At 38.0% G+C, this 20,729-nt stretch carries 19 protein-coding genes; 6 read left to right on the top strand and 13 right to left on the bottom strand.

The genetic code is table 11. The annotated features are described in order from the left end of the window. Nucleotides 1–34: 34 nt before the first annotated feature. Both FAX86_RS12660 and FAX86_RS12655 read left to right on the top strand, forming a co-directional pair. Nucleotides 35–2,008, top strand: coding sequence for a PAS domain-containing hybrid sensor histidine kinase/response regulator (locus FAX86_RS12660; RefSeq protein WP_144393778.1), 1,974 nt, complete (start codon nucleotides 35–37; stop codon nucleotides 2,006–2,008). A gap of 196 nt (nucleotides 2,009–2,204) precedes the next feature. After that, nucleotides 2,205–2,711, top strand: a complete 507-nt coding sequence (locus FAX86_RS12655) for a hypothetical protein (protein WP_144393777.1) — start codon at nucleotides 2,205–2,207, stop codon at nucleotides 2,709–2,711. A gap of 83 nt (nucleotides 2,712–2,794) precedes the next feature. On the opposite strand, the gene FAX86_RS12650 is transcribed toward FAX86_RS12655, so the two are convergent. Both FAX86_RS12650 and FAX86_RS12645 read right to left on the bottom strand, forming a co-directional pair. Next, nucleotides 2,795–4,915, bottom strand: a complete 2,121-nt coding sequence (locus FAX86_RS12650; RefSeq protein ID WP_144393776.1) for a tetratricopeptide repeat protein — start codon at nucleotides 4,913–4,915, stop codon at nucleotides 2,795–2,797. Nucleotides 4,916–5,012: 97 nt separating this feature from the next. After that, nucleotides 5,013–5,573 (bottom strand): hypothetical protein, encoded by a 561-nt coding sequence (locus tag FAX86_RS12645; RefSeq protein ID WP_144393775.1) that lies wholly within the window; start codon nucleotides 5,571–5,573, stop codon nucleotides 5,013–5,015. A 326-nt stretch (nucleotides 5,574–5,899) separates the two neighbouring features. On the opposite strand from FAX86_RS12645, the gene FAX86_RS12640 reads away from it, so the two are divergent. Continuing rightward, nucleotides 5,900–7,243: an FG-GAP repeat domain-containing protein gene (locus FAX86_RS12640; RefSeq protein ID WP_144393774.1), complete on the top strand. Its 1,344-nt coding sequence runs from the start codon at nucleotides 5,900–5,902 to the stop codon at nucleotides 7,241–7,243. Nucleotides 7,244–7,295: 52 nt separating this feature from the next. On the opposite strand, the gene FAX86_RS12635 is transcribed toward FAX86_RS12640, so the two are convergent. From FAX86_RS12635 to FAX86_RS12610, 6 genes are all read right to left on the bottom strand, one after another. Further along, entirely contained in the window at nucleotides 7,296–9,224 is a 1,929-nt protein-coding gene (locus FAX86_RS12635) for an adenylate/guanylate cyclase domain-containing protein (protein WP_144393773.1), read from the bottom strand. Between the two features lie 2 nt (nucleotides 9,225–9,226). Next, the gene (locus tag FAX86_RS12630) at nucleotides 9,227–9,877 is read right to left on the bottom strand and encodes a methylamine utilization protein (RefSeq protein WP_144393772.1); all 651 of its coding nucleotides are present in this window, start codon (nucleotides 9,875–9,877) and stop codon (nucleotides 9,227–9,229) included. A 15-nt stretch (nucleotides 9,878–9,892) separates the two neighbouring features. Next, the gene (locus FAX86_RS12625) at nucleotides 9,893–10,807 is read right to left on the bottom strand and encodes a hypothetical protein (protein WP_144393771.1); all 915 of its coding nucleotides are present in this window, start codon (nucleotides 10,805–10,807) and stop codon (nucleotides 9,893–9,895) included. Between the two features lie 123 nt (nucleotides 10,808–10,930). Further along, entirely contained in the window at nucleotides 10,931–11,443 is a 513-nt protein-coding gene (locus FAX86_RS12620) for a pilus assembly FimT family protein (protein WP_144393770.1), read from the bottom strand. A 168-nt stretch (nucleotides 11,444–11,611) separates the two neighbouring features. Continuing rightward, nucleotides 11,612–11,986 carry a hypothetical protein gene (locus FAX86_RS12615; RefSeq protein WP_144393769.1) on the bottom strand — a complete coding sequence of 125 codons (375 nt, stop codon included), beginning with the start codon at nucleotides 11,984–11,986 and terminating at the stop codon, nucleotides 11,612–11,614. A gap of 85 nt (nucleotides 11,987–12,071) precedes the next feature. After that, nucleotides 12,072–12,974 (bottom strand): patatin-like phospholipase family protein, encoded by a 903-nt coding sequence (locus FAX86_RS12610; protein ID WP_144393768.1) that lies wholly within the window; start codon nucleotides 12,972–12,974, stop codon nucleotides 12,072–12,074. Between the two features lie 115 nt (nucleotides 12,975–13,089). On the opposite strand from FAX86_RS12610, the gene FAX86_RS12605 reads away from it, so the two are divergent. Then, complete coding sequence (locus FAX86_RS12605) at nucleotides 13,090–13,719, top strand: DUF2799 domain-containing protein (RefSeq protein WP_144393767.1); 630 nt, start codon at nucleotides 13,090–13,092, stop codon at nucleotides 13,717–13,719. Nucleotides 13,720–13,740: 21 nt separating this feature from the next. Here FAX86_RS12605 and FAX86_RS12600 read toward each other — a convergent pair whose 3' ends face one another. The 5 genes from FAX86_RS12600 to FAX86_RS12580 all read right to left on the bottom strand — a co-directional run bounded on the left by FAX86_RS12600 (nucleotide 13,741) and on the right by FAX86_RS12580 (nucleotide 19,087). Next, nucleotides 13,741–14,484, bottom strand: coding sequence for an alpha/beta hydrolase (locus FAX86_RS12600; protein WP_164503567.1), 744 nt, complete (start codon nucleotides 14,482–14,484; stop codon nucleotides 13,741–13,743). A 129-nt stretch (nucleotides 14,485–14,613) separates the two neighbouring features. Then, nucleotides 14,614–16,455 carry an Lnb N-terminal periplasmic domain-containing protein gene (locus FAX86_RS12595; RefSeq protein WP_144393765.1) on the bottom strand — a complete coding sequence of 614 codons (1,842 nt, stop codon included), beginning with the start codon at nucleotides 16,453–16,455 and terminating at the stop codon, nucleotides 14,614–14,616. Between the two features lie 68 nt (nucleotides 16,456–16,523). After that, a complete protein-coding gene (locus tag FAX86_RS12590; RefSeq protein WP_144393764.1) occupies nucleotides 16,524–16,994 on the bottom strand; it encodes a DUF3015 domain-containing protein in 471 nt (156 codons plus the stop codon). A gap of 158 nt (nucleotides 16,995–17,152) precedes the next feature. Next, on the bottom strand, nucleotides 17,153–17,773 hold the full coding sequence (locus tag FAX86_RS12585; protein WP_144393763.1) for a 4'-phosphopantetheinyl transferase family protein: 621 nt from the start codon (nucleotides 17,771–17,773) through the stop codon (nucleotides 17,153–17,155). A 909-nt stretch (nucleotides 17,774–18,682) separates the two neighbouring features. Continuing rightward, nucleotides 18,683–19,087, bottom strand: a complete 405-nt coding sequence (locus FAX86_RS12580; protein ID WP_144393762.1) for a hypothetical protein — start codon at nucleotides 19,085–19,087, stop codon at nucleotides 18,683–18,685. A gap of 209 nt (nucleotides 19,088–19,296) precedes the next feature. Here FAX86_RS12580 and FAX86_RS12575 point away from each other — a divergent pair, with 209 nt between their 5' ends. Both FAX86_RS12575 and FAX86_RS12570 read left to right on the top strand, forming a co-directional pair. Continuing rightward, nucleotides 19,297–20,025 (top strand): class I SAM-dependent methyltransferase, encoded by a 729-nt coding sequence (locus FAX86_RS12575; RefSeq protein ID WP_144393761.1) that lies wholly within the window; start codon nucleotides 19,297–19,299, stop codon nucleotides 20,023–20,025. A 22-nt stretch (nucleotides 20,026–20,047) separates the two neighbouring features. After that, a complete protein-coding gene (locus tag FAX86_RS12570) occupies nucleotides 20,048–20,710 on the top strand; it encodes a 4'-phosphopantetheinyl transferase superfamily protein (protein ID WP_144393760.1) in 663 nt (220 codons plus the stop codon). Nucleotides 20,711–20,729: the final 19 nt, after the last annotated feature.

Genomic DNA, 20,729 nt, shown 5'->3' with positions numbered 1-20,729 from the left:
TACTAAGATATTATGTAAGTTGAGTCAATATTAAATGGATAAGAGTCAGACCCTCGATAGTGCATTACTCGATCATCTTTTTAATAACCCTTATTCTCCCATAGCCCTTCTGGATATAGAATTCAATTTTATCCGTGTTAATTCGGCTTACGCTGCCGCAGATCAAAAAACGCCGATAAACTTTGTCGGTAAAAATCATTTTGAACTTTTCCCTAATGATGAAAATAAATTGATATTTGAAAAAGTACGAGATACCGGAAAGCCTTATCACGCGTTTGCAAAACCCTTTGAATATGAAGCTAACCCCGAACGTGGTGTTTCGCATTGGGATTGGACATTAACACCTGTCTTTGATGACTCTAAAGCTGTTTCTGGGTTATTACTGGTTTTGATTGATGTAACTGAGCACGTTAATGCTCTGATTTCTGCTGAGAGAGAGCGTAAATTCAGTAAAAGCATCATGGATTTAGCAGGAGAGTTGGTCATTGTTTTAGACGCTCAAGGCAAAATTAATTTCTTCAATAAAGCTTGTGAGCAATTAACGGGATATTCGAGAGAAGAAGTATGTGGAAAGTTTGTTTGGGACTTTCTTTTAAAATCTGAAGAATGCGAAGCAGTAAAGAAAACCTTTGAGAACATATCTAAGACACAAAAACCGAGTCATTTTGAAAATTATTGGGTTGGAAAAGATGGAAGCTCTTATTTAGTTCGTTGGAGTAATACTACGATAGTTAATGAGCTCAGTCGCAATGTTGATTATGTGATTTCTGTTGGTTCAGATATTACTGATCAAAAAGAACAAGAGCAGATTTTGGCTAACTACCGTACATTATTAGAAAGAAGAGTCAACGAGAGAACCGAAGAGCTGGTTAAAGCAAAAGAAGAAGCTGAAAGTGCCAATGCTCAAAAGTCGGTGTTTCTTGGTCGAATGAGTCATGAACTTCGAACTCCCATGAATGCTGTACTTGGTTTTGGTCAGCTCCTGGAAGAAAAAGAGCTCGATGAAGATACTAAGTCGTGCGTTGATGAAATAATGAAAGCAAGTCGCCACTTGTACGAGCTCATTTCAGATTTATTAGATTTGTCTCAAATTGAATCGGGTAATATCAAGATTGAGTATAAAGAAACACAGATTTTCGACTTCATTGAAAGTTGTATTTCTATTGTTTCGAATTTGGCACAAAAAAAGAACGTTTCTATCATTCAATCGACAGAAAAAAATATGCCACACTCTGCTTTCATTGATGAAAAAAGATTGAAGGAAGTTTTAGTCAATATACTGACGAATTCAATTAAATACAGTTCTGATGATAGCCATGTAATGCTGTCTTTAAAATACTTAAATAGTGGCTGTATTCGTGTAGAGGTATGCGATTCAGGTTATGGTATATCAGACGATGATATTTCTTACATTTTTGAACCTTTTCGACGTTCATCATACCACAGTAATCATATCGAAGGCGTTGGTATAGGTTTATCTGTTGCAAAACAATTGATAGAGCTTATGGGGGGGACGATAGGTGTTAGAAGTCAGCTTGGCAAAGGCAGTCTATTTTGGTTTGAGATCCCTGTAAGAAAACAGCTTGAAATGATGATTGAGAAAGAGAATAACTTACCCATCAAAAATATTAAATCTACGGGACGCATATTGTATGTTGAAGACAATCCGGCAAATTTAAGATTAATCCAGCAAATTCTAAAACCATATTCTCAATATGAGTTGGCAGTGGCCTCTAGCGGTAATCAAGGTTTGGAATTGCTAAAAAGTGAAGTTTTTGATCTTGTATTATTGGATATCAATTTGCCCGATATTGATGGCTTTTCAATACTGGAAACTATAAGAAGTTCACCCAGATCGAAAGATACTACAGTGGTTGCTATTAGCGCGGCGGCTCGTGAGCAAGATATTAATAACGGCTTATCGGCTGGGTTTAAACGTTATTTGACCAAGCCAATTGATATCAATGAATTTATTGAACTCGTTAAAGAAGAGCTTTCTCATAAATAGTGACGATGAGTTATAAAGCGATTAATAAAGTATCTCAAAAATGAGTAGGTATTAAATATCAATTGGTTACTGAATTTCAACCCAGTTTCTCCCGGTAAAAAGATTGGGGACTAATAATGTCACGTTTAAGATGACGACTGACCATAAGAGTTAATTTGTTCAATCAGTAAATAAATATTTTAATAGGTGAGTTGTTATGTTTATTAGGAAGAAAATATCGGTATTTAAATTATCAGTGATAGCGCTATCTGCTGTTTTATCTCATAGTTCAATGGCGCATGAAGAGCCGATGGAAGCAGGGTGGTGTGAAAGCGGGCAAATTCAAGTGCTCGGTACTTTCAATTTAAATGAGCGTCTTTTGGTAAAATTTCGTGATGAACAAGATGCAGTCTGTGCAAACTATAATTACCGGAGTTGTGGTCAATTTGATGACGATTACGGTTTGGCAACGCGCATTGCGGGATCGATGTGTCACTCTTTCAGTAGCGATGAAATATCTGGACGGTCTAACGGTGATCACAGAACCGTTCGTCCAATTTTTCATGGACCGGTCACAATAATGAACGCGCAAAGTGCACATCATTCTATTTACACTTTGTCACAAGGGTTGCACTTTAGCTGTGGATATTGTGAAGCGGATGGGGTTGCTGTTGAAGCTGAAGTGGAAGTGGAAGTTGAGCAGGCACCGGCTGAATTTGAATAATTAAATATCCTGACTTGTTTCTATCCGGCTCTATAATAGTCATAGAGCTGGTTTCAATTAAATAAAAAAACAAATAAGGGAGTTTATAACAGTGCTTCAGCGCGCACATGCTCAGTGACTGAGTTTAACTTGCTTTCGAGCGTTTGCTTAGTGTCGTTGTCCAGTGAGCATTCCGCTAAAACATAATGAGCGGTTCTAAGCACCTCTCGCCAACGCGGTTTTTTGGGTAGCGATTTAATAGATAAGTAGCGATCAAGTGAGCGTGTTCTTAATCGCCCATCATCTATAGATACTCTCCATATACCACTTTTCTCTGCCAGCTCTAATTTTGTTGATTGCGTTGCTAGTTCCCAGGAATGCAGGCAATAATTCATTAGATCAACTAATTGTTGGTGAAAGCTCGCTTTCGGCAATAATGCATTAAGAGGAACTTGCTCTGACTCTTGCTGTTCGTCACACAGAACAATGACTCCAATAGATTCTTCTCGATGCATGGTTGAAATCAGTATGTTATGCTTGGCTGCAATGTCTCCTTGCTGGAATGTGACATTTTTCAAATACTGATTGTCAATTTCTTCATTTCCCAGCCAGGTATTCCAGAATATTTCTTCCGATTTTGGAATAAGATATTGAAGTGTTAGTAATGAGTCATCATTTTTAATGTTGAATATTTCATTTAATGCAGCGTTTGTAAAAATAAGTTCTTGCCTATTATTGATGATCATAATGGGTTGTTTGAATTGTCCAAATCCATGCTTTAGTGATTCGTAGTTAGTGCCTAATGTTTTTACTTTTTCTCTATGATAATTGATGGCTTCATTATATTTATGGGAAAGTTCTTTTCGCTTTTTCCAAAGCCATACTATAGCTACGATCATTAATATTAGGCTTAGTAAGCCCGCAAGTATAATGCTAGACAATTGTGCTCGCTTGTTTTCTAATTCTAACGTTTGAATTTCTTTATTCTTATTGAGCAACGCGATCTCTTTTTGTTGCTGCTCGTATTCGAAAGCTGCTCGTTTATGCGCTAATGCATCGGTAAAAGCAATTTTTCGTACCAATAGGCTTTTTGCTGTCAGTTCTTGTTGATAATGAAATGCTTTTTTCCATTGTTTGAAAATTGTTGCGTTATTAATAAGGGCTCTTAATAGCTCCAGTTGATTGTCTCTTTGGTGATTGTCGACTGCATTTTCTAGAGCTGTAAGCAATAGCGATTCTGCTTGTTGATACTCACCATTTAAACTGGCCAGGCGTCCGAGTTGAAGTTTTAGCCGATTGGTTTGATCGGTTTCTCCTAGTTTTATGTCCAGTTTTGATGCTTTTTGTAAAATATTTTCAGCCAGAGACGGTTTTTCAAGTTCAATGTAGGATTGTCCCAGGAGTATGTAGAGACGTAGTTGAGCATGTTCATTGTTTTTTTGGTGAAAGTAAGCAAGCGATTGCTCAAACAATGTGAGTGCATCATTGACGTTATTATTTTTCAGATAGATTAATCCCAAGTTTTCTTGTGAATGAGCAATTCGACTAGGCTTATTGGCGGTACTATAGAGATCTATTGCTTTTTGATAGTAGGATTCGGCTTGCGTCCAATCTTCCATCCTTCGATAAACTGAACCGATATTGTTTAGGGTAACGGCAACTGATTCGGGCGGTCCAAGTTTTTCTTTAAGTGCCAGGCTTTGTTTGTATGCATCGAGTGCTTCCGGAAATTCCATCATGGCCAAGTGTGCGGTGCCAATGTCGGAAAGAGACTTTGCGATGTTATCTTCCATCGATTGCTGTTTTGCGAGTTCGAGTGCGAAACGGAATTGTTTTAATGCTGCTGGTAATTGTCCTTGTCGATACTCCAGTATTCCTTCGTAACGCTTCAGTCGATAGTTCTGTTCGGGACTGATAGAGGAATAAAGTTCTTGTTTGAGTTCCTTAACTGCAGTAACTGACGAGTCGAAGTCGCCTTGATGGTTGTTAAGTCTAATAAACTCTAAATAGTGTTCTATTAATTGACCTTTTTGTTTATCTGTTAAGTTTTCTTGTTTCAGTTGTTCGATATTTTCCTGGCAGTTCTTTATTGCTTGAATGGTGTCTGCTTGCCGGTCTAGACAATCTGTTTTTAATTGGTTCGAATGCTCTTGTGCGAAAACTGATGGTAAAGTAACCAGAGCAAGTGTCGTTGAGAAAATAAGTTGGAGAAAACGTAAATTCATTAGGTAATGTGTTTAGCCGCTAGATGGCTTCACACATTACCCAATAACAGCGCATTTTTAAATTAATTCCGATGTTTTATCAAAGCACAGGCTTGAATTAGCGCTCAATTCTTTGAGTCTCTTCTGCTTCGAAGTCTTCATCTTCGTCGGGATCGGTAATAGGACTTGTCCAGTATCTTTCCATTTCTTGTAATCCGTCATAAGGTTTAACAATAATACCTCCGCTATCATCGCCTGGCTCAAGCTCTCGAACTTCAAGATGAGCCGTCAAAGGTGGAATGGTATAACATTTCTCCATCTTGAAACTCACACCTTGGCTGGTGTAATAGTGACCAGGCCCAACCATGTTGGTATAAGTATAAGGTGCATAAGGAGTAACTCTAACTTGACCGGAACCAGGCACGGAATAACCACCAAAGCCGCCGCCTCCACCAGCAAATCCTGCGGCATAATTGTGCGTTGCGGTGTATGTGGTGTAATACTCAGGATCTAAAACACCGGAAGGAATTCCTCCACTAAAGTTTGCCAAAATTTGCGCTTGTGACCAATTAACATCGGCAATTTCGACAATGGTGCCACGATGACACCAAGGCACTGCGCTGGCCGTTGTAGATAATAAAGCAGCGCCCACGGCGATTGAAATCATTGAATTTTTCATTTTTAACTCCTCTTGGTGAGAAACATATTCTCTGTTAAGAATGGTTAAAGCTGATGCGCAACAGCCGAAAGCCAATTGTTGGCTGACAAATCCAAACTAACGTTGATTTTCCTTTTGCTCAATAAAAAGAGAGGGCATTTCTGGGTGCTTTATCTATACTTTTACCCGTTTTTCCATTGTTTCCAGATTATTTCAACGATAATAACTTAATGGCCTATAATAAGAGGGATTATGACTCTCAGGAGATAGTTTGTTTGCAAAAAGGACTTCCTGAGATATTATATGCTAAGTATGTCTCACATTTTGAAGCCTTTGTTGGAGTTTGCATGAAAAAGTACTTTTTGATTTTATTTAGTTGCTTCACTTCACAGATTGTTATTTCTCAAGAGTCTTTACCTAGCGATATTTATCCGGCGAAAGACCCAAGCTTGTTTACTAGTGAAAATGTAGCGTTAAAATCCGATCCAGATGGTTTTGAAACCGGTGGTAGTGGTGCAAATAACAACGACTCGTTTGCGTTAAGAGAAACGACTCAGCTTGGTAGCAGTTCTCCCAGTGCGGTAGCTTTTGGAGATGTTGATGGTGATGGTGACTTAGAGTTGGTAGCCGTCACTTCTTCAAATGCTGATGTTGAAAATGATTATTCGATTTTCGTGTTCAATCCTACTACAGATGGGTTGGGTGAAGCTGTTCGTATGTCTTATGGGGCTCAGGCAGAGAAGAACGGTATAGAAATTGTTGACTTGGATGAAGATGGAGCTAGTGAAATTATTGTTGGTCATGGCTCCGGCATTTCGATTTTCTCCAGTGATGGAGCGGGGGGATTTGATATGCAATTGGTTACCTCCGGCGAAGCTGAAGTTTTGGCTTCAACGGATATTAATCAAGATGGGAATGTCGATATAGTCGGCATTACTTCTGTTGATAGGGCAAACTTCTATTTTGGCGATGGAAACAAGAATATTTCTTCCGTTGGTGGTTTTTTTATAAATACTTTAGGTGGTAATGACCTTGCCGTTGGCGACTTCGATGATGACGGTTTTGAAGACCTACTAGTCATGTCTGGAGAAGGAGATGTACCAAACTTTAATATTCATTTTCACGATGGTGTTAATGCATTTGAGGCTGAACCAAGTGTCTTTTTTGCAGATGTGGGACAAAATTCCGGAGGTGTTGGTGTCGGTGATATCGATGGTGATGGTAGGCATGATATTGTTTTAAGTCGACGTGCGGAAGTGCCAACTTCTATTTGGTCTTATATCCAAGGAGACAATGGTCAACTTTCGGGTCCATCCTCAACGGATTCGAGTTTCGGTAATCCGGAACCAGTTACAGTGCTGGACTTAAATAATGACGGATATGACGATGCGTTAGTGCTGCATAGTGGTGGTGAGGCTATGACGAGCTATATGGGAAGTATTGCGGGAATGGGAGGGGGAGGAATGCTTCAAATACCTCTTTCCACTAATTACGGGAAAGAATCTATCGCTGGTGGGGACATTGATAATGATGGTTGCCCTGAACTGATTGTAATTGCAGACGGTGATAATGGTCTTTTGTCGGTAAGAAATAAGAATTGTTTTAGTAGTGGTGGTGGAGCGTTTGATTTCAGCTTTTTACTGTTATTGCTTGCACCTTTATTTCGACAAAGAAAAGCAGATAGTATTTAGTTTGGAATGTAGATTCTTGAAATGAGTTTTTAAGTACTAATAAGTTTGATATCTATTTGGTATCAAACTTATTTGAAAAATCCCAGTTATTCGGTGGAGGCGTATTTAGGAAGCTATCTACTCTTTTCTGATAAATTTGTCCAAATTTAGAATCATCATATAGTTTAATTTGCTCAATAACTTCTTTAGCTTTGTCCCATTCTCGGTTTCTATAGTGAAAGAGTATTTTTCTATTTAACTCTAACTGTAAAGTTTGTTGCTCTGATAACTGTCCCTTTGTTGCTATAGGTTGAAATATAATAATGGGTTCTGCTTTTCCCTTAACGATAACTTTATCCAGCTCTAAAAACTCCCAGTTTGTTGCACGGTTTCTTGTAGACTCGCTGACAATAATATTGACACCATAATATTTGGTTAACCCTTCGAGTCGAGAAGCCAAATTAACTGCGTCGCCAATAACTGTATAATTGAGTCGATTAGGAGAACCCATATTTCCTGCAACGACAAGCCCTGTATTAATTCCTATACCCATTTGAAAATTGAGTTGTCCGAGCTGCGATTTTTCCGTCAATTTTTTTAGATTTTCAATCATCGACATGGCCGCTGAAACGGATTGATTGGCATCTGTATTGTTCGATAGTGGAATTCCAAACAATGCCATAATAGCATCGCCGATATATTTATCGATCACGCCTTTATTGTTTTCGATAGCTTCACTCATTGATGTAAGATAAATATTCAGGACATTTAATATTTCTTTTGCAGAATATCCTTCGCAAAGCGTTGTAAACTGACGAATATCAGAAAATAAAATTGTGGCTTCTTTTTCCTCTCCGCCAAGCTCAATATCTTTACTAAGCAACTCTTCTGCAATCTCTGAGGAAACGACTTTTCCCAATAAGTTTCTAACTTTTTCTTTTTCTTCGAGTCCTTTAGCCATTTTATTGAATGAGTCGGCAAGTTCTCCAATCTCGTCTTTTAAGTTTATATTGATTCGTGCTGTATAGTTACCTGACTCAATGTTTTTAGCACTTTTAGTTAATTCTTTAACGGGCTTTGTGACTTTTCTTGCCAATGCGATAACCAAAGCGATGGACAAAATTAACGTTATCCAGAAGAGTGTCTGTAGCGTTGCTTGCAATTTGAGGTAAGGTGCTAGTGCCTTATTAAGAGAACGTTGAAGTAAAGCCGTCACTTTAAGCTTCTTATCAATAGGTTGGACAAAGGTAATTAGTTCATCTTCGCCATACTGAATACTTCCCAAAGAGTGCTTTTTATCAAAAATAGTTTGAGTAATAAGATGCTTTATCTGATTTTGGTAGTCTTCAGTTGTCATTGGAAGGGTTGTTGATGAAATCTTCCAGTCGTTGCTCTTAGTATGAGTCAAAAAGCTCACCTCACTTTGAATCACTGACTTAATATCATCTGCAACAGATTGGTCGATAGCAAATCCAATAATAACCCAGGCACTAATGTCGGGGGAGAAGTAGGGAACAACAATCATCTGATAGGGAGTGTCGCCGATCATTTCTATTGATGTTGCTTCGGCATATTCATTTTGCTCTGCCTGTTTAATCAGTTCTGGCCAGACAAACTTTATATTTGTTTGTAGGGGAGCCAGTGTTTTGGCGATAACATTATTATCGAGGTCGACGAGAGTCATTAGTTGAGCCCCCTCTAACCGAGCCAGATGATTTTCCATCGCCGATAATATGGTTGGATGATCGCCTGAGTGGAAAGCTGGTTTAAATGCATAGTCTGCTGAAAGTAAGCGAGCATACTGAAATAAATTTTGTGTGCGCTCAGTCAATATTCGATTAAAAACACCGGCGCCAACTTTTAAGTTGTCACTTATTTCGACTTTCGCATGTTGTATATTGGCTGTACGTACGCTGATATAAATTGCCAGTTGTAAAGAAAGTAGTAATAGAACCAGAAAAAAGAGCAGTCGAGTTTGAAATTTTCTAAATCGGAAAAGCATGGTCACTCTTCGTATCGGCGGCCGTGCCGACCTTTGGGGCGACGTATTTTAACCATGGGTTTTAGAGTGATTGAGATTGCTTTTTCAATTATCGATTTATCCTTAAATGAAAAGTCGACGGGTTGAAAGTCTCCTTTTATTTGTGGGTGCCACAACTCAAGCTGATAATTGCCGTCTGGAAAATTCTTGATTGATGTTTTTCCGGACTCATTTGTAATAGCAATATAGGGAGAGTCGCTAACGTAAATGTAACCACGCATCCAGTCATGAATATTGCATCCTAAAACAACGATGCCTGGATTATCAAAAACAACAGGGTTTGCTGGGGTTCCTTCATATAAAGGTAGCTCAAAAGGTTTGGCATCAGAAAAAGAATAAACGTGATGTTTTATATTGTCTTTATTAGGAAATGTTACCTTGCTTCCTTGAGTGATAGCGATGACTTGAGGTACGTACTCTTTATTGACTTGATCTATGATGGCTTTTTGGGGTTGTGGTTTTGTTTGACTATTATTTGAAAGTAATTTGACAACGGTATTTGGTAGCGCCTTCTTATTTTGATCATAAACGGTAATTATTAGATCATTCGCCACTAGCGATGGTGAAAACTGAAAAGTATAAATAAAAAGATATGGAAAAAAATATTTAATCATTGAATATTCTTTGAGTTATAAAATTATAATTAAGTTTAGGGATGTAATTCCCGTTTTATAGTACACTTTCGCACTGTTTGCCTGAGCATCACGATATTGATATTTTGCACTCAATGAGTATGTTTCGTTAATGGCATAATCCCATGAAAAGGTTCGAACTTCTGTCTTTGCATCCAGTTGGTAAGCAAAGACGCCATCATCTAAAGCGTTATCGGGAGTAATGGCTGTAGATGCATTGACAATATTTTCATTGGGTGCCGCACTTGATACAACATCGCCGTTCATCCAGGTTGTATCAAGTTTAAAGTAATGACTGTCGCCAAGCGCGTATCCTATGGACAAAGATAGATTCAAGCGTGAGAGATCGTAAACATCGCCTGGTTTATCCATTCCCATTATTGGACCATCACCCGAGTCCGTTCCAGAGGGACCTGCTTTCTCATTATTTTCCGCGAAAGATTTAAATACGCTTAAACGAGTTTGTATGTCCCAGTTTTCATCGATGCGTTTTAGCCAAAATAATCCCAAGTCTATTTCAGTACGATTGCGAACATCTTTATTGTAAGTTCGATTAGCGACCGAAAAATCGGCACCAATATTGGAGACATAAGGTCCTAGTCCGAGTTTTTTCTTGAGTTTAAGGTTAGCTATTAAATCGAAATGACTAAATTCAGACCAGTCTTGATAATGAAAATAGTCTGCAGTACCGAGCGTGGTAAGGCTTAAACCATTATCAAAGTCAGTAAACAATCCAAAATTATAATTGGCATAAATAACAGAATCTGAAATTTTTTCTGCGCTGGACTGGGTATCTGAAAGGTTATTGTTATTGTGAATGCCAAAGCTTGCATCACTAAAGGTTTCTGCAGTTAACTGTAGCGAACATAAACCTATCAATAAAAGAAAAAGCGAAGACTTTGAGTCAACCATTTGGGCGGCCTTTCCATCGTAATGTAAGAGTTACCGTTTTCTCACACAGTATAGGCGATAGGGGAGGGACTGCCAGTTACGAGCATTAACTGTTATTGATGGTGATTCAGAATGACTCTGTATTTAACAGTCAACGGTGACAACAGTGATGGTGCAATTGGGATCGCCAAAAGAATCATAAATGACATAACAACCTTGGTTGGTTGGAGCAGAGAGATTTGGAATATCATACCCAATTAAAGTGTACTGGTTGTTAATTTGAGTTTGTAAATCGTCTCCTGAAAAGCTTATAAAGTCGAGCATCGTCAGGTTGTCACCAAGTTCAGCCCGGGATTCTGGGCATAAATTTCGCCAATCTACCTCCGCACTTCCAAACGGGAAGTCGACGATAAACCCAGTCTGCGTTGAGCCTCCTGGATTTGAGTTTGCAGGCGATAAACCTTTAACTCGAGCTTTTGCTCGAACCATTGACGTTGTTGAGCGTATTGCACCGGCTATTCCTTCGAGCACCTCTATTCGGGAATCCTTTGATAGGGCTGTCAGTTTGGGGATTGCAACAGCCGTAAGTACTGAGATAATGACGATAACGGTTATTAACTCAATTAGAGTAAAACCTTTTTGGGAATAGACAAGCACAGACCAAAAGCCTTATAAAAAACTGAAATAATATAAGAAAACGAGTTAAGTATATCTCATAATTGATATATGTTCAAAAAATGTACTTCCGATTATAGGATTGGGAGCTGGTTGAAACACCGGCAGGGATTGTTATTCCACAGATTGGTTTGGGTTGCGAAGTGTAAACTAATTGCTGGTTTGTCGTTTTAACTCCGCAACTCTCGAATGATGACGAAAAATACCCATAGCGACTGCTTGGTCTGGGTTTTTTAAGTTAAAGATCAAAATTTTTCCTTTAAAATCAAGGGTATTATCGTTAAGTCTTTTACCGCGTATGGTTTTTTTCTGAAATCCACCGCCAATAAATTCTTCCCATTCGTAAAACGCAGAAAAGTAGCCGTCATGCTTGTCGATCGTGAAACAGGTTTGAAATTTATCATCCCATTCGCCGCACCAGCGGCCTTTAAACTCTATTGTACCGTTTGACTCTTTCGCCTTTACGACGCTAAACATCGATACCAGAACGAGTAATAACGTAAAGTTAATTTTTTTTAATCTCATTGTTTTATATCTTATCATGGCGTGAAATCACATTTGGACGCTGCTAATACTACTAATATCGCGTTTGTCTTCTTAATTCTGCCGATTAATTCAAATAACCGAGTTGATCAATATTTCGGAGGACGCAACGTTCGCCTTCCTGAATAATTTCATCGGCTTTATCGGTTTCCAGAAAGCCAATATGCGAGAGCCTTGGATTAAATATAGCATCAGCTGGATCTCCAGCGAGTCGACTTCGGGTAATTCGGTCTTGCATTACATTAACTGTGCACGACATCACATCCATAATACTTGGGCGATACTCTCTCGATTTGGTTGGAAATTTAAGCTTGTCACCAAAAGTATCGATGATTTTATCGCGCACTTTGCCAATAATTGGGTAGTCCAGGTTGATTAAGCCATTTTTTTCTTTTTCTTTGCGTTCTTGAGGAGCCAATAAGTCGTGATTTAAATTTACGCCAATAACATGAGTCGCTCCCAATGCACGACATACTGTAACAGGAACGGGATTTACGATACCTCCGTCAAGCAACCACTGGCCATCGCGATTGACGGGAGTTAGTAATCCAGGATAGGCACCAGATGCTCTTACTGCATCCCAAATCGATCCTTCGGTTATCCAGACTTCTTTTCCTGAATTCATATCGCAAGCAACAGCAGCAAATGGGATGGGTAGATCTTCGATTTTATAGTCGCCAAACTCTGTCTTTAAAATGTGAATAAATTGTTCGCCGTCAGCCAACCCGCCACTGGCAAACAATTTTATGTCGAGGTGACTTAGCATTTTCCGAGATGACTGCTCGCGAAACCAAGATTCAAGCGAGTTTAGGTGATCGGTAACGTAAGCTGCGCCGACAAGTGCGCCGACAGATGTACCGCAAATGACGTCGGGACGGATACCTTCATTAAGCAATGCTTTTAAGACACCGAAGTGACAGATTCCTCTTGCGGCGCCACTTCCAAGAGCAATTCCGAGCTTTTTCTTCATATTTGTGTGTGTTTTCTCTTTGATGAATCCAGTTTATTTACTTTATCATTAACACAGACTTAACAAAAAGTGCTATGTTTCTACTGTTAAATAAGATCAGAAATTCGAGGGTGCAATGCGACTTAAATTTATACGAACATGTTTTTTAGCGATGATGTCTATGATGCTTTTGTCGAGCTGCGCTACGTTATCGGAAGAAGAGTGTCGGATAGCCGATTGGCAGACGATAGGGTATGAAGATGGTTTACGTGGACTTCTAACAAGTCGCATCAGTCAGCATCGAGAGGCATGTGCTGATGTTGGTGTTAAGCCTGATTTACAATCTTATTTGGCAGGACATAAAAGAGGTCTTGTCCAGTTTTGTGTCCCCAACAAGGGGTTTGACTTAGGGCGTCGTGGTGGTCGATATAATGGCGTCTGTTCTGGTCCAGCTGAACATGAGTTTTTAAGAGGTTATCGTTCCGGTCAGCAGATTCATCAGCTGGTCACGAAGATAAACAACTTAAAGCGATCTATGGATCAGCTGCACAAAGAGCAGCATGAATTTGAAGATGAAATTAAAAGTAATGAAGAATTGATAGTGGCAGACTCGACATCGCCAAAATTACGTAAAGAATTATTAAAACAAAATAAAAAGCTAGAGCAGCTAATCTTGGAAAAAGATATTCAAATTCGTAACCTTGATAGCAGAGTGCATCGTTTGCAGTACCAAGCTGATCGACTAACAGCCAACTTTCAACCTTAGGTTAACTTTAATTATAAAAAATTAATCATCTGAGAGTGATTGATGCTTTAGAAAATACAAAAGCTTTTCTCGATAGGCCTTGTAAAGTAATGAGCGAATATGTTTATCGTGGGTTTTTAGTAAATAGGACTTTTGGGAATTGAGTTTTTTATTTAACTGTTTGTAATGATGAAAAGGAATAATTTGGTCTTCTTCGCTGTAGATGAATAGAACGGGCCGGTCTCTCAGCTTATGGATGGTATCTTCAGGATTATAATTATTAGTGATTGTCCATGATAACGGATATTGTAATGGCCAGGTTAACCAGTTTTTTCCTAATGCGTCTCTCGTGATTTGTCTAAAGTTTGCGAAGGGAGCTTCAAGTATATAGCCATCTATTTTTTCCATTAAATGTTCAGAGTGTGTAAGTGCTGTTATTGCCAAAGATGCTCCAAGACTTTGTCCAAGAATATATGTTGGTACGTTTTTTTTATTCCTAATTTTATTCAAAGTAAAATCTACTGTATTTACGACGTCATTAAGTGCTCCTTCTAAACTTGCTGTCCCAGTTGAACGCCCATACCCCTGATAGTCAATTATCACAATTTGATAACCAAACTTGACCAACCAATATACACTTCGAATATGAGTACTGATGTTTTCTGCATTACCATGAAGAAAAATAATAGTGCCAATACTTGGTTCTTTAGTCTTTAAGTGCCAGCCATGTAATAAGTTTTTGTCCGTTGTTGGAATGAATATATCGGAATATTCTATATTGAGCATATCCGGCGTAAGTAGTAATTCTCTCTCGGGGTGAAAAAATAAGTGTGTACAAGATGAGAGTGTTAACACTATAAAGGATGTCATTACTATTTTTTTAAAAGAGTTCTTACAGCCACACATTTGTGTTCTCTATAAAAAGTAGTGGTAAACAACGTTTATGTTTGAGTTGTATTTGTCTACAACGCGCTCTCTTACTAGTTGTACGTTAAAGCTCTGATCTTTACTAATGTTTTTTGTATAGCTTAATCGAAAATTGTTGATGTCAAATGAATCGTTACTTAAATCATTATGGGAATTAAATTCTAGTAATAGCTGAGTCAGATCATAGTTAATTAGCCAGCCTGCTTTTACTGACCATTGAAAATAAGTTGTACTAATTGATTGCTCATTATTGAATATTTGTCCACCGAGTAGAAAGTAAGTACGATTTATCTCATTTCCATAAGTGAATCCTGCACCACCTTGTATGTGGTTAAATAACTCACTTTTATCAGAGCTGAAAGTAAAGCGCTCGGAACCAATATCAATATTCCAGGAGAGTGGTTTAAAAAAGTCGTTTCGAGGAGAAAGTGACATTAAGTTAAGTAGCGTTAGTTTCTCAAGTTTTAAAGACTTATTATCATTAATTGAAGCCTGTAAATTGAAAAACTCTATTTGTGCGCCATTGAGATAACCTGGAGATGGATCATCTAGACTGTGGTATGCTGAGCGTATAGAAAAGAGGGCTAAACTCTTTTCGTCTCGCTGCTTTAATCCAAATGACATTCTTAGTGTGTTATGACCTTGGTCATCACGAACTTTTGGTTTTGGGACTTTTTTTAATGGTGATTCTTCTGGCAGCTTACTTCTTTTTAGTAACAACTTATAGCCTTCTCGAGCGTGACTTTTATCACTTGGCATATCACTGAGTTTATAACGAATCCATTGAGTTGTAACTTCTAGTATTGCTGCTTTTTGAGACGGTAAGAGTTGCTTAAACTCATCAGTATCTGAAAAGTCAGGGTTTGAAAAAAACTTAATAACCCATACCTTTTCTTGATTAGACAATTGCTTTATTTTATTGGCTAAATCGGTAGCAAGAGAAGGGCGATAGTTTATTTTATTGACTAAGTCTACTTGGTTTATGGCTTTAATTACATCAGCAGGAATAGCTCTCCCATAAAAAGAGGAAAGCAAGTCGAGCTCTGGGCGTGCAACTTCTAGTAAAGCTAGTATTCGATATGCGCAATTTTCGTCAATAAAATAATAATCAAAGTGAATTTGTTTGAGTTCCCAGACGTGAAGTATGAGTCGATAAATTTCTTTTTGAGAAAGATTTAACGAATACTCCCAAATATCACGGTTTTCGATATCACTATATTCTTTGACTTTTTCATAATAAGGGACGATGGAAACAACGCCTGGATAGCCACCAAAAAGTCCTTTAAACATATAAGTTAAAGACCCGTCTTCATTATCTACGTTAGCTCCAAAATTTATACTATGGGCTAAGAGATCGTTTCTTTGTGCATTTGAGTCAATTCTTATAAATAAATGACCGAACATTGAGGATGGGCTATTCATATAGGAAGCCGGGAATATCACAGAAGCACTTTGGGGATTTATCGTATTAAACCAAGCTTTTAGTTTTTTACATTGATTCATGAGACTGCCAAAGTCACTATTCCAATTCAGTTGTTCTGAGAGCCATAAGTATCGAGCCGGATATTGACAAGCTGTTTTTGGATTGTGCTTGAAGCTATTTAGAGTTGCTTTTAGTTCTTTCTGTAACGAATATTTTCCCTCTGGACTCAGGAAGAAGTCAGGGTCATCTACTTCGCTCTGGTAATTTAATAAGCTGCTTTTATGATAATGTAAAAGCTTACGCCACTGTTCAGATTCAGATAGCGTTTTGATCAGATTTTTATCAATTTGAGAGCTTGGTGATAAAGTAGAATAGAGCAGCGCAAATAAAGTAAAAATGTATTTCACTATTTTTCTTTTTATTATTTTGTAAAAAACATAGAGAGGAGGAAAGACTCCTCTCTGTGGACTATAAACTAGCTGATATATACGTTGAGTATACTATCCTTCTCCATAAGAGCAACGATATTATTTATAGCTTCATTTGATGTGGTTTCTTCCGAAGCGAATACCTGGTTAAAGTTCTCTTTTAGCAATTGATTAAAGTGTGCTTTATGTTTAGCGTCTACTCCTAACAACTCGGCTAAAGCATTTAGTGATTCTCCTTTTCCAATTGACATTTCTGCAGCGACTTTATCGACATTAGAGTCCATATAAAGACTAGCGACTTGAATGGTCTGGTTAGCATCACAACCAAGAGTACCTGATGTCATTCCAAAAGTTTGGTTGCCTGAAGTACCATTAGTGGTCGCTGCCAGAACATGAGAAAAAACACCTTTCTTTCCTTTAAACACTTGAGAGCCTAAGCCACAACCTGGTCCTGTTTCTGATGCAAAGGTAAATGAAGACACTGAAATTACTAACGCTCCGATTAATACACGTTTCATTTTTTGTTGCTCCTTTTTTTGGGGTTCATTTCAAAAATACATCACGTTTGTCAAATGTCAATTAATTCGCTTATATAGTGTCGAACAATATTTTGGAAAATAATTATTACCTAACGAATGAGATATTTTACCTGGTCTAGCTGTCACCTGCGTGCGTATTAGGCATTTATTGATTCAGATAAGCAGTTGACTTCGACTGGAGCATTCGAATGCAAAGCAATCGACAAAGTTGAGTTGTCATTTTCATCGGTATAAAAGTACCATGACTTCTCATTAAATACGCCGTGTATCAACTTTTCTTTTGGTAGTGAAAGTAGTTTTTCGGTTATGTACTGACTCTCAACTATCGAACTTCCTTGGGCTTTGGTGTAAGCTTCAAGTTGAGTCCAAACTGCATAAAATCGCTCAGCGGTTAAAGACTCTTCAAATCGATTCAATTTTTCCCACAACATGTTTAAGTTTTTTTTGGGAATTTTCTTCTCTAAGTCGATACCCATTTCGGGTATTGATGATATTGCAAAAGAGGCAAGCTCAAAAGAGTGGCTAATGCTGATATTCACCTTATCGGCTAGGTTACTAAGGTAAGGTTTACCACTATCATGATAATCAATATGAGCTTCTTCTTTCGATAATCCATATTGCGATATTAAAATGTCATCTATCCAGTCATGAGTGAGTTTTTGCCATGATTTCTTTTGTTCTCTGACAGGCTGCGATGTCGTCACAGGAAACTGCGTGCGCCATAAATGTATTTTATTATCGTCGGGTAATGAGTGCATATCGTTTCTATATTAATACCAACACATTTAGTGTAGACGGTTTATTCAGATTATGTGAAGTTAATCAGTGATGTTTATAAGCTAATATCATAAGTATTAAGGCTCACTTATCAGGCCCACTATATCGATATTTGGCGTAAATAGATTGAACTTTCTTAAATCAAATAATTACAGGAATTTTATGAGTCCTTTGCTTGCGAATCCGCATGTTAGCTTTTCGTTATTTTCGCAGGAAACGAATGGTCTGCTCGATGGCCTGACGAATCATGAGTTGGACCTCGAGCGGACCAATCGTTCTACAGCATTGAAAAACAAGATCTTCTCAGGCAATCATTGCTGGTATCTCGTCAACCACCGACTATAGTTGTACCCAAAAGGGGAAAGTATCATCAAGTTTTCCTAAAGGGTTGGATGATATGCGATGGGTTTTAGTGGGAAAAAACACCGAGATTAGAACAGCTTTTCAATCACTTTGTGCAACCTGGCTGTAACCCCAGATATTCAGGCTGAGGTAAACGATAGGGCAATGTTTCGGCTATTAGCTTGTGACAGCATTACATTGGTTGTGTTGCCTTCTGTTGTGGTAACCGATGAAATTCAGCAGGGGATCCTTGAAGAGTCCCTAACGCTTTTGATAATTTCTATGCAATAACAATTCAACGAAAATTGACATCTGAAGTCGTGCTTGATTTGCTAAAACAGCAAATCCCCATGCAACAAGATTATTCTTCAATTTGGGTATACTTGTTTATTAGTCTAGAGACATCATTGTTGATGTATTTGGTTGGTGGGTTGATTATTGAGGTTTTATAAATAAACTAGAGTTGTTTTCTTAGGCAGGTTCAGTATGAGGCAGTTCAGTCTTTAGTACTACCTCATACATTATCAGAAAGTCTTTTAACTATTCTTCTATAAATTAAGCGAAGTTAATTGAACTCTGATATCTGAATTCAAGTTGTTTATCCAAATATTATACTTAGGATGAATTTTGCCTGACTTTTGAGGTAAATCACTTTTCTTGAAGATGATGCTATACGATTCTTGATTATAAGGAATTTCAACTGTGACGTTATGCTTACCACGAACGTTGATATCTCCCTGAAGTAGGCCTGGCTTAATTTCCTGGATTACCCAACCTCTGGTGATTCCAGCTCGAATAATAGCTGTTTTTACTTGTTCGGTAGTGTATTTTTTGCCAGTTAAGTTTAATACAGGTGCATTTTCAATGTTGTTTATAGGCGTCAGGCTTCTGCAAGACATTAAAAATAAACTTAGTATTACAAGTCCAAAAGCTTTTATATATACGCTTTTCATAATAAATTCCTTAAAATACAATCGGTTAGTGGGCTCTTCGTTAGTAAGAACTATGAAGTTAGTTAAGGTATAATCAATTTCAGCGCGGTATCTTATTATAATAGATAGACAGTTATCAATTTTTGCACTTGTGTATTAATGCCAACTACTTAAAGTAGTAATAGTGGATACTTATAAGTAAATCTTTATTATTCTTTTTGAGAGATAGAATGACAAACAGTACTAAAGAAATATCTTATTCAGAGGCCCATGTTCCGGAAACACGATTTGGAAAATGGTTTCTTAAAACAGGAGTTTGGACAGATCACGTATTAGAAGTCGCCTTAAAAGATTTGACAAGGTTGCTCGCTGAGGAGCCTGTATCTTTTTCGACTATCGTTGACGTAGGATGTGGTTTTGGACGTTCGTTAAAAAAACTTAACGATCGATTTTCACCAGATGAAATGATAGCGATTGATATAGATCCTGAAATGTTACAGAGAGCTAAAGATGAGTGTGGCAAGCACAATCTCACATCGGTTCAGTTTTTGAAGTGTTCAAACTCAAATCTCTTATTACCCGATAATTCGGTGGATTTATTATTTTGTCATCAAACTTTCCATCACTTAATTTATCAAGAAAAGGCTATCCAAGAGTATTTTCGGGTATTAAAGCCCGGCGGTATATTAATGTTTGCTGAATCTACTAAGCGGTATATTCATTCGTGGATGATTCGTCTGTTGTTCAGACATCCAATGAAGGTACAAAAAACGGCAGAGGAATATATTGAGCTTATTCGAAATGCTGGCTTTGAAATTGATGAAGCACAAATTTCTTTTCCCTATTTGTGGTGGAGCAGGGAAGATTTAGGTATTTCAGAAAATTGGTTTGGAATAAAGCCAAAGCGAGATAAAGAGGAGACGTTAGTCAATTTAATCGCTAGAAAGCCTAAGCTCTAGTTGAGAGTGACAGGAATGATAGATGGATAATCTTAAGTTACCTGACATGGATGAAATCCATATTTGGAGTCGCTCATTTGACACTGATTTTGAGTTGTCAGTTCAAAAGCAAAAGAAAAGTTGGAGAGAACAAACTCATAATTGGGTTCAAAAGGCCTTAAAGGCTTATCCATTCGACACTTCATTAAGCTTAAAACATGAAAGTAATGGTTGTCCGGTTTTGTGGTGCGATTTTAATGATGTGGTTATCGATGATTTCTTTGTGTCTATTTCTCACTGCAGGCAGCATTCGGTGTTTGTCATAGGGCATTTCAAGCAAATAGGTATCGATCTCGAAAGGATCACTGAACGTTCTAATTTAGCTGGCTTGTGTCAACAATTAAACCTTGAGTATAAAGGTGATCGATCATCCATGAAGGAGATGTTTTACCTTACTTGGACGAGATTGGAAGCTTTTACGAAGGCGGTACGCTCAGATTTATGGGCCAATATTGATATGGCTCGACATCTGAGTGAGGAAACAAAGGTAGGCGAATTCTGTCTAGTTAAGCAAATTATCATTGATACTCAGCCTTGGACTTTTGTTAACAGAAAACTTAATGAAGAACTCATGCTAGCTATTTGTATAGGGAACACAAATCAAGTACCCAAGCTCAAATACTACGATAATGATCTATTTACATAAGTATCTGCGCTACTTTGAC

This window comes from Pleionea sediminis (genome assembly GCF_007570825.1).
Taxonomy (GTDB): domain Bacteria; phylum Pseudomonadota; class Gammaproteobacteria; order Enterobacterales; family Kangiellaceae; genus Pleionea; species Pleionea sediminis.
Note: the sequence above shows the minus strand (reverse complement) of the source record. Positions and strands in the feature narration are given on the sequence as shown.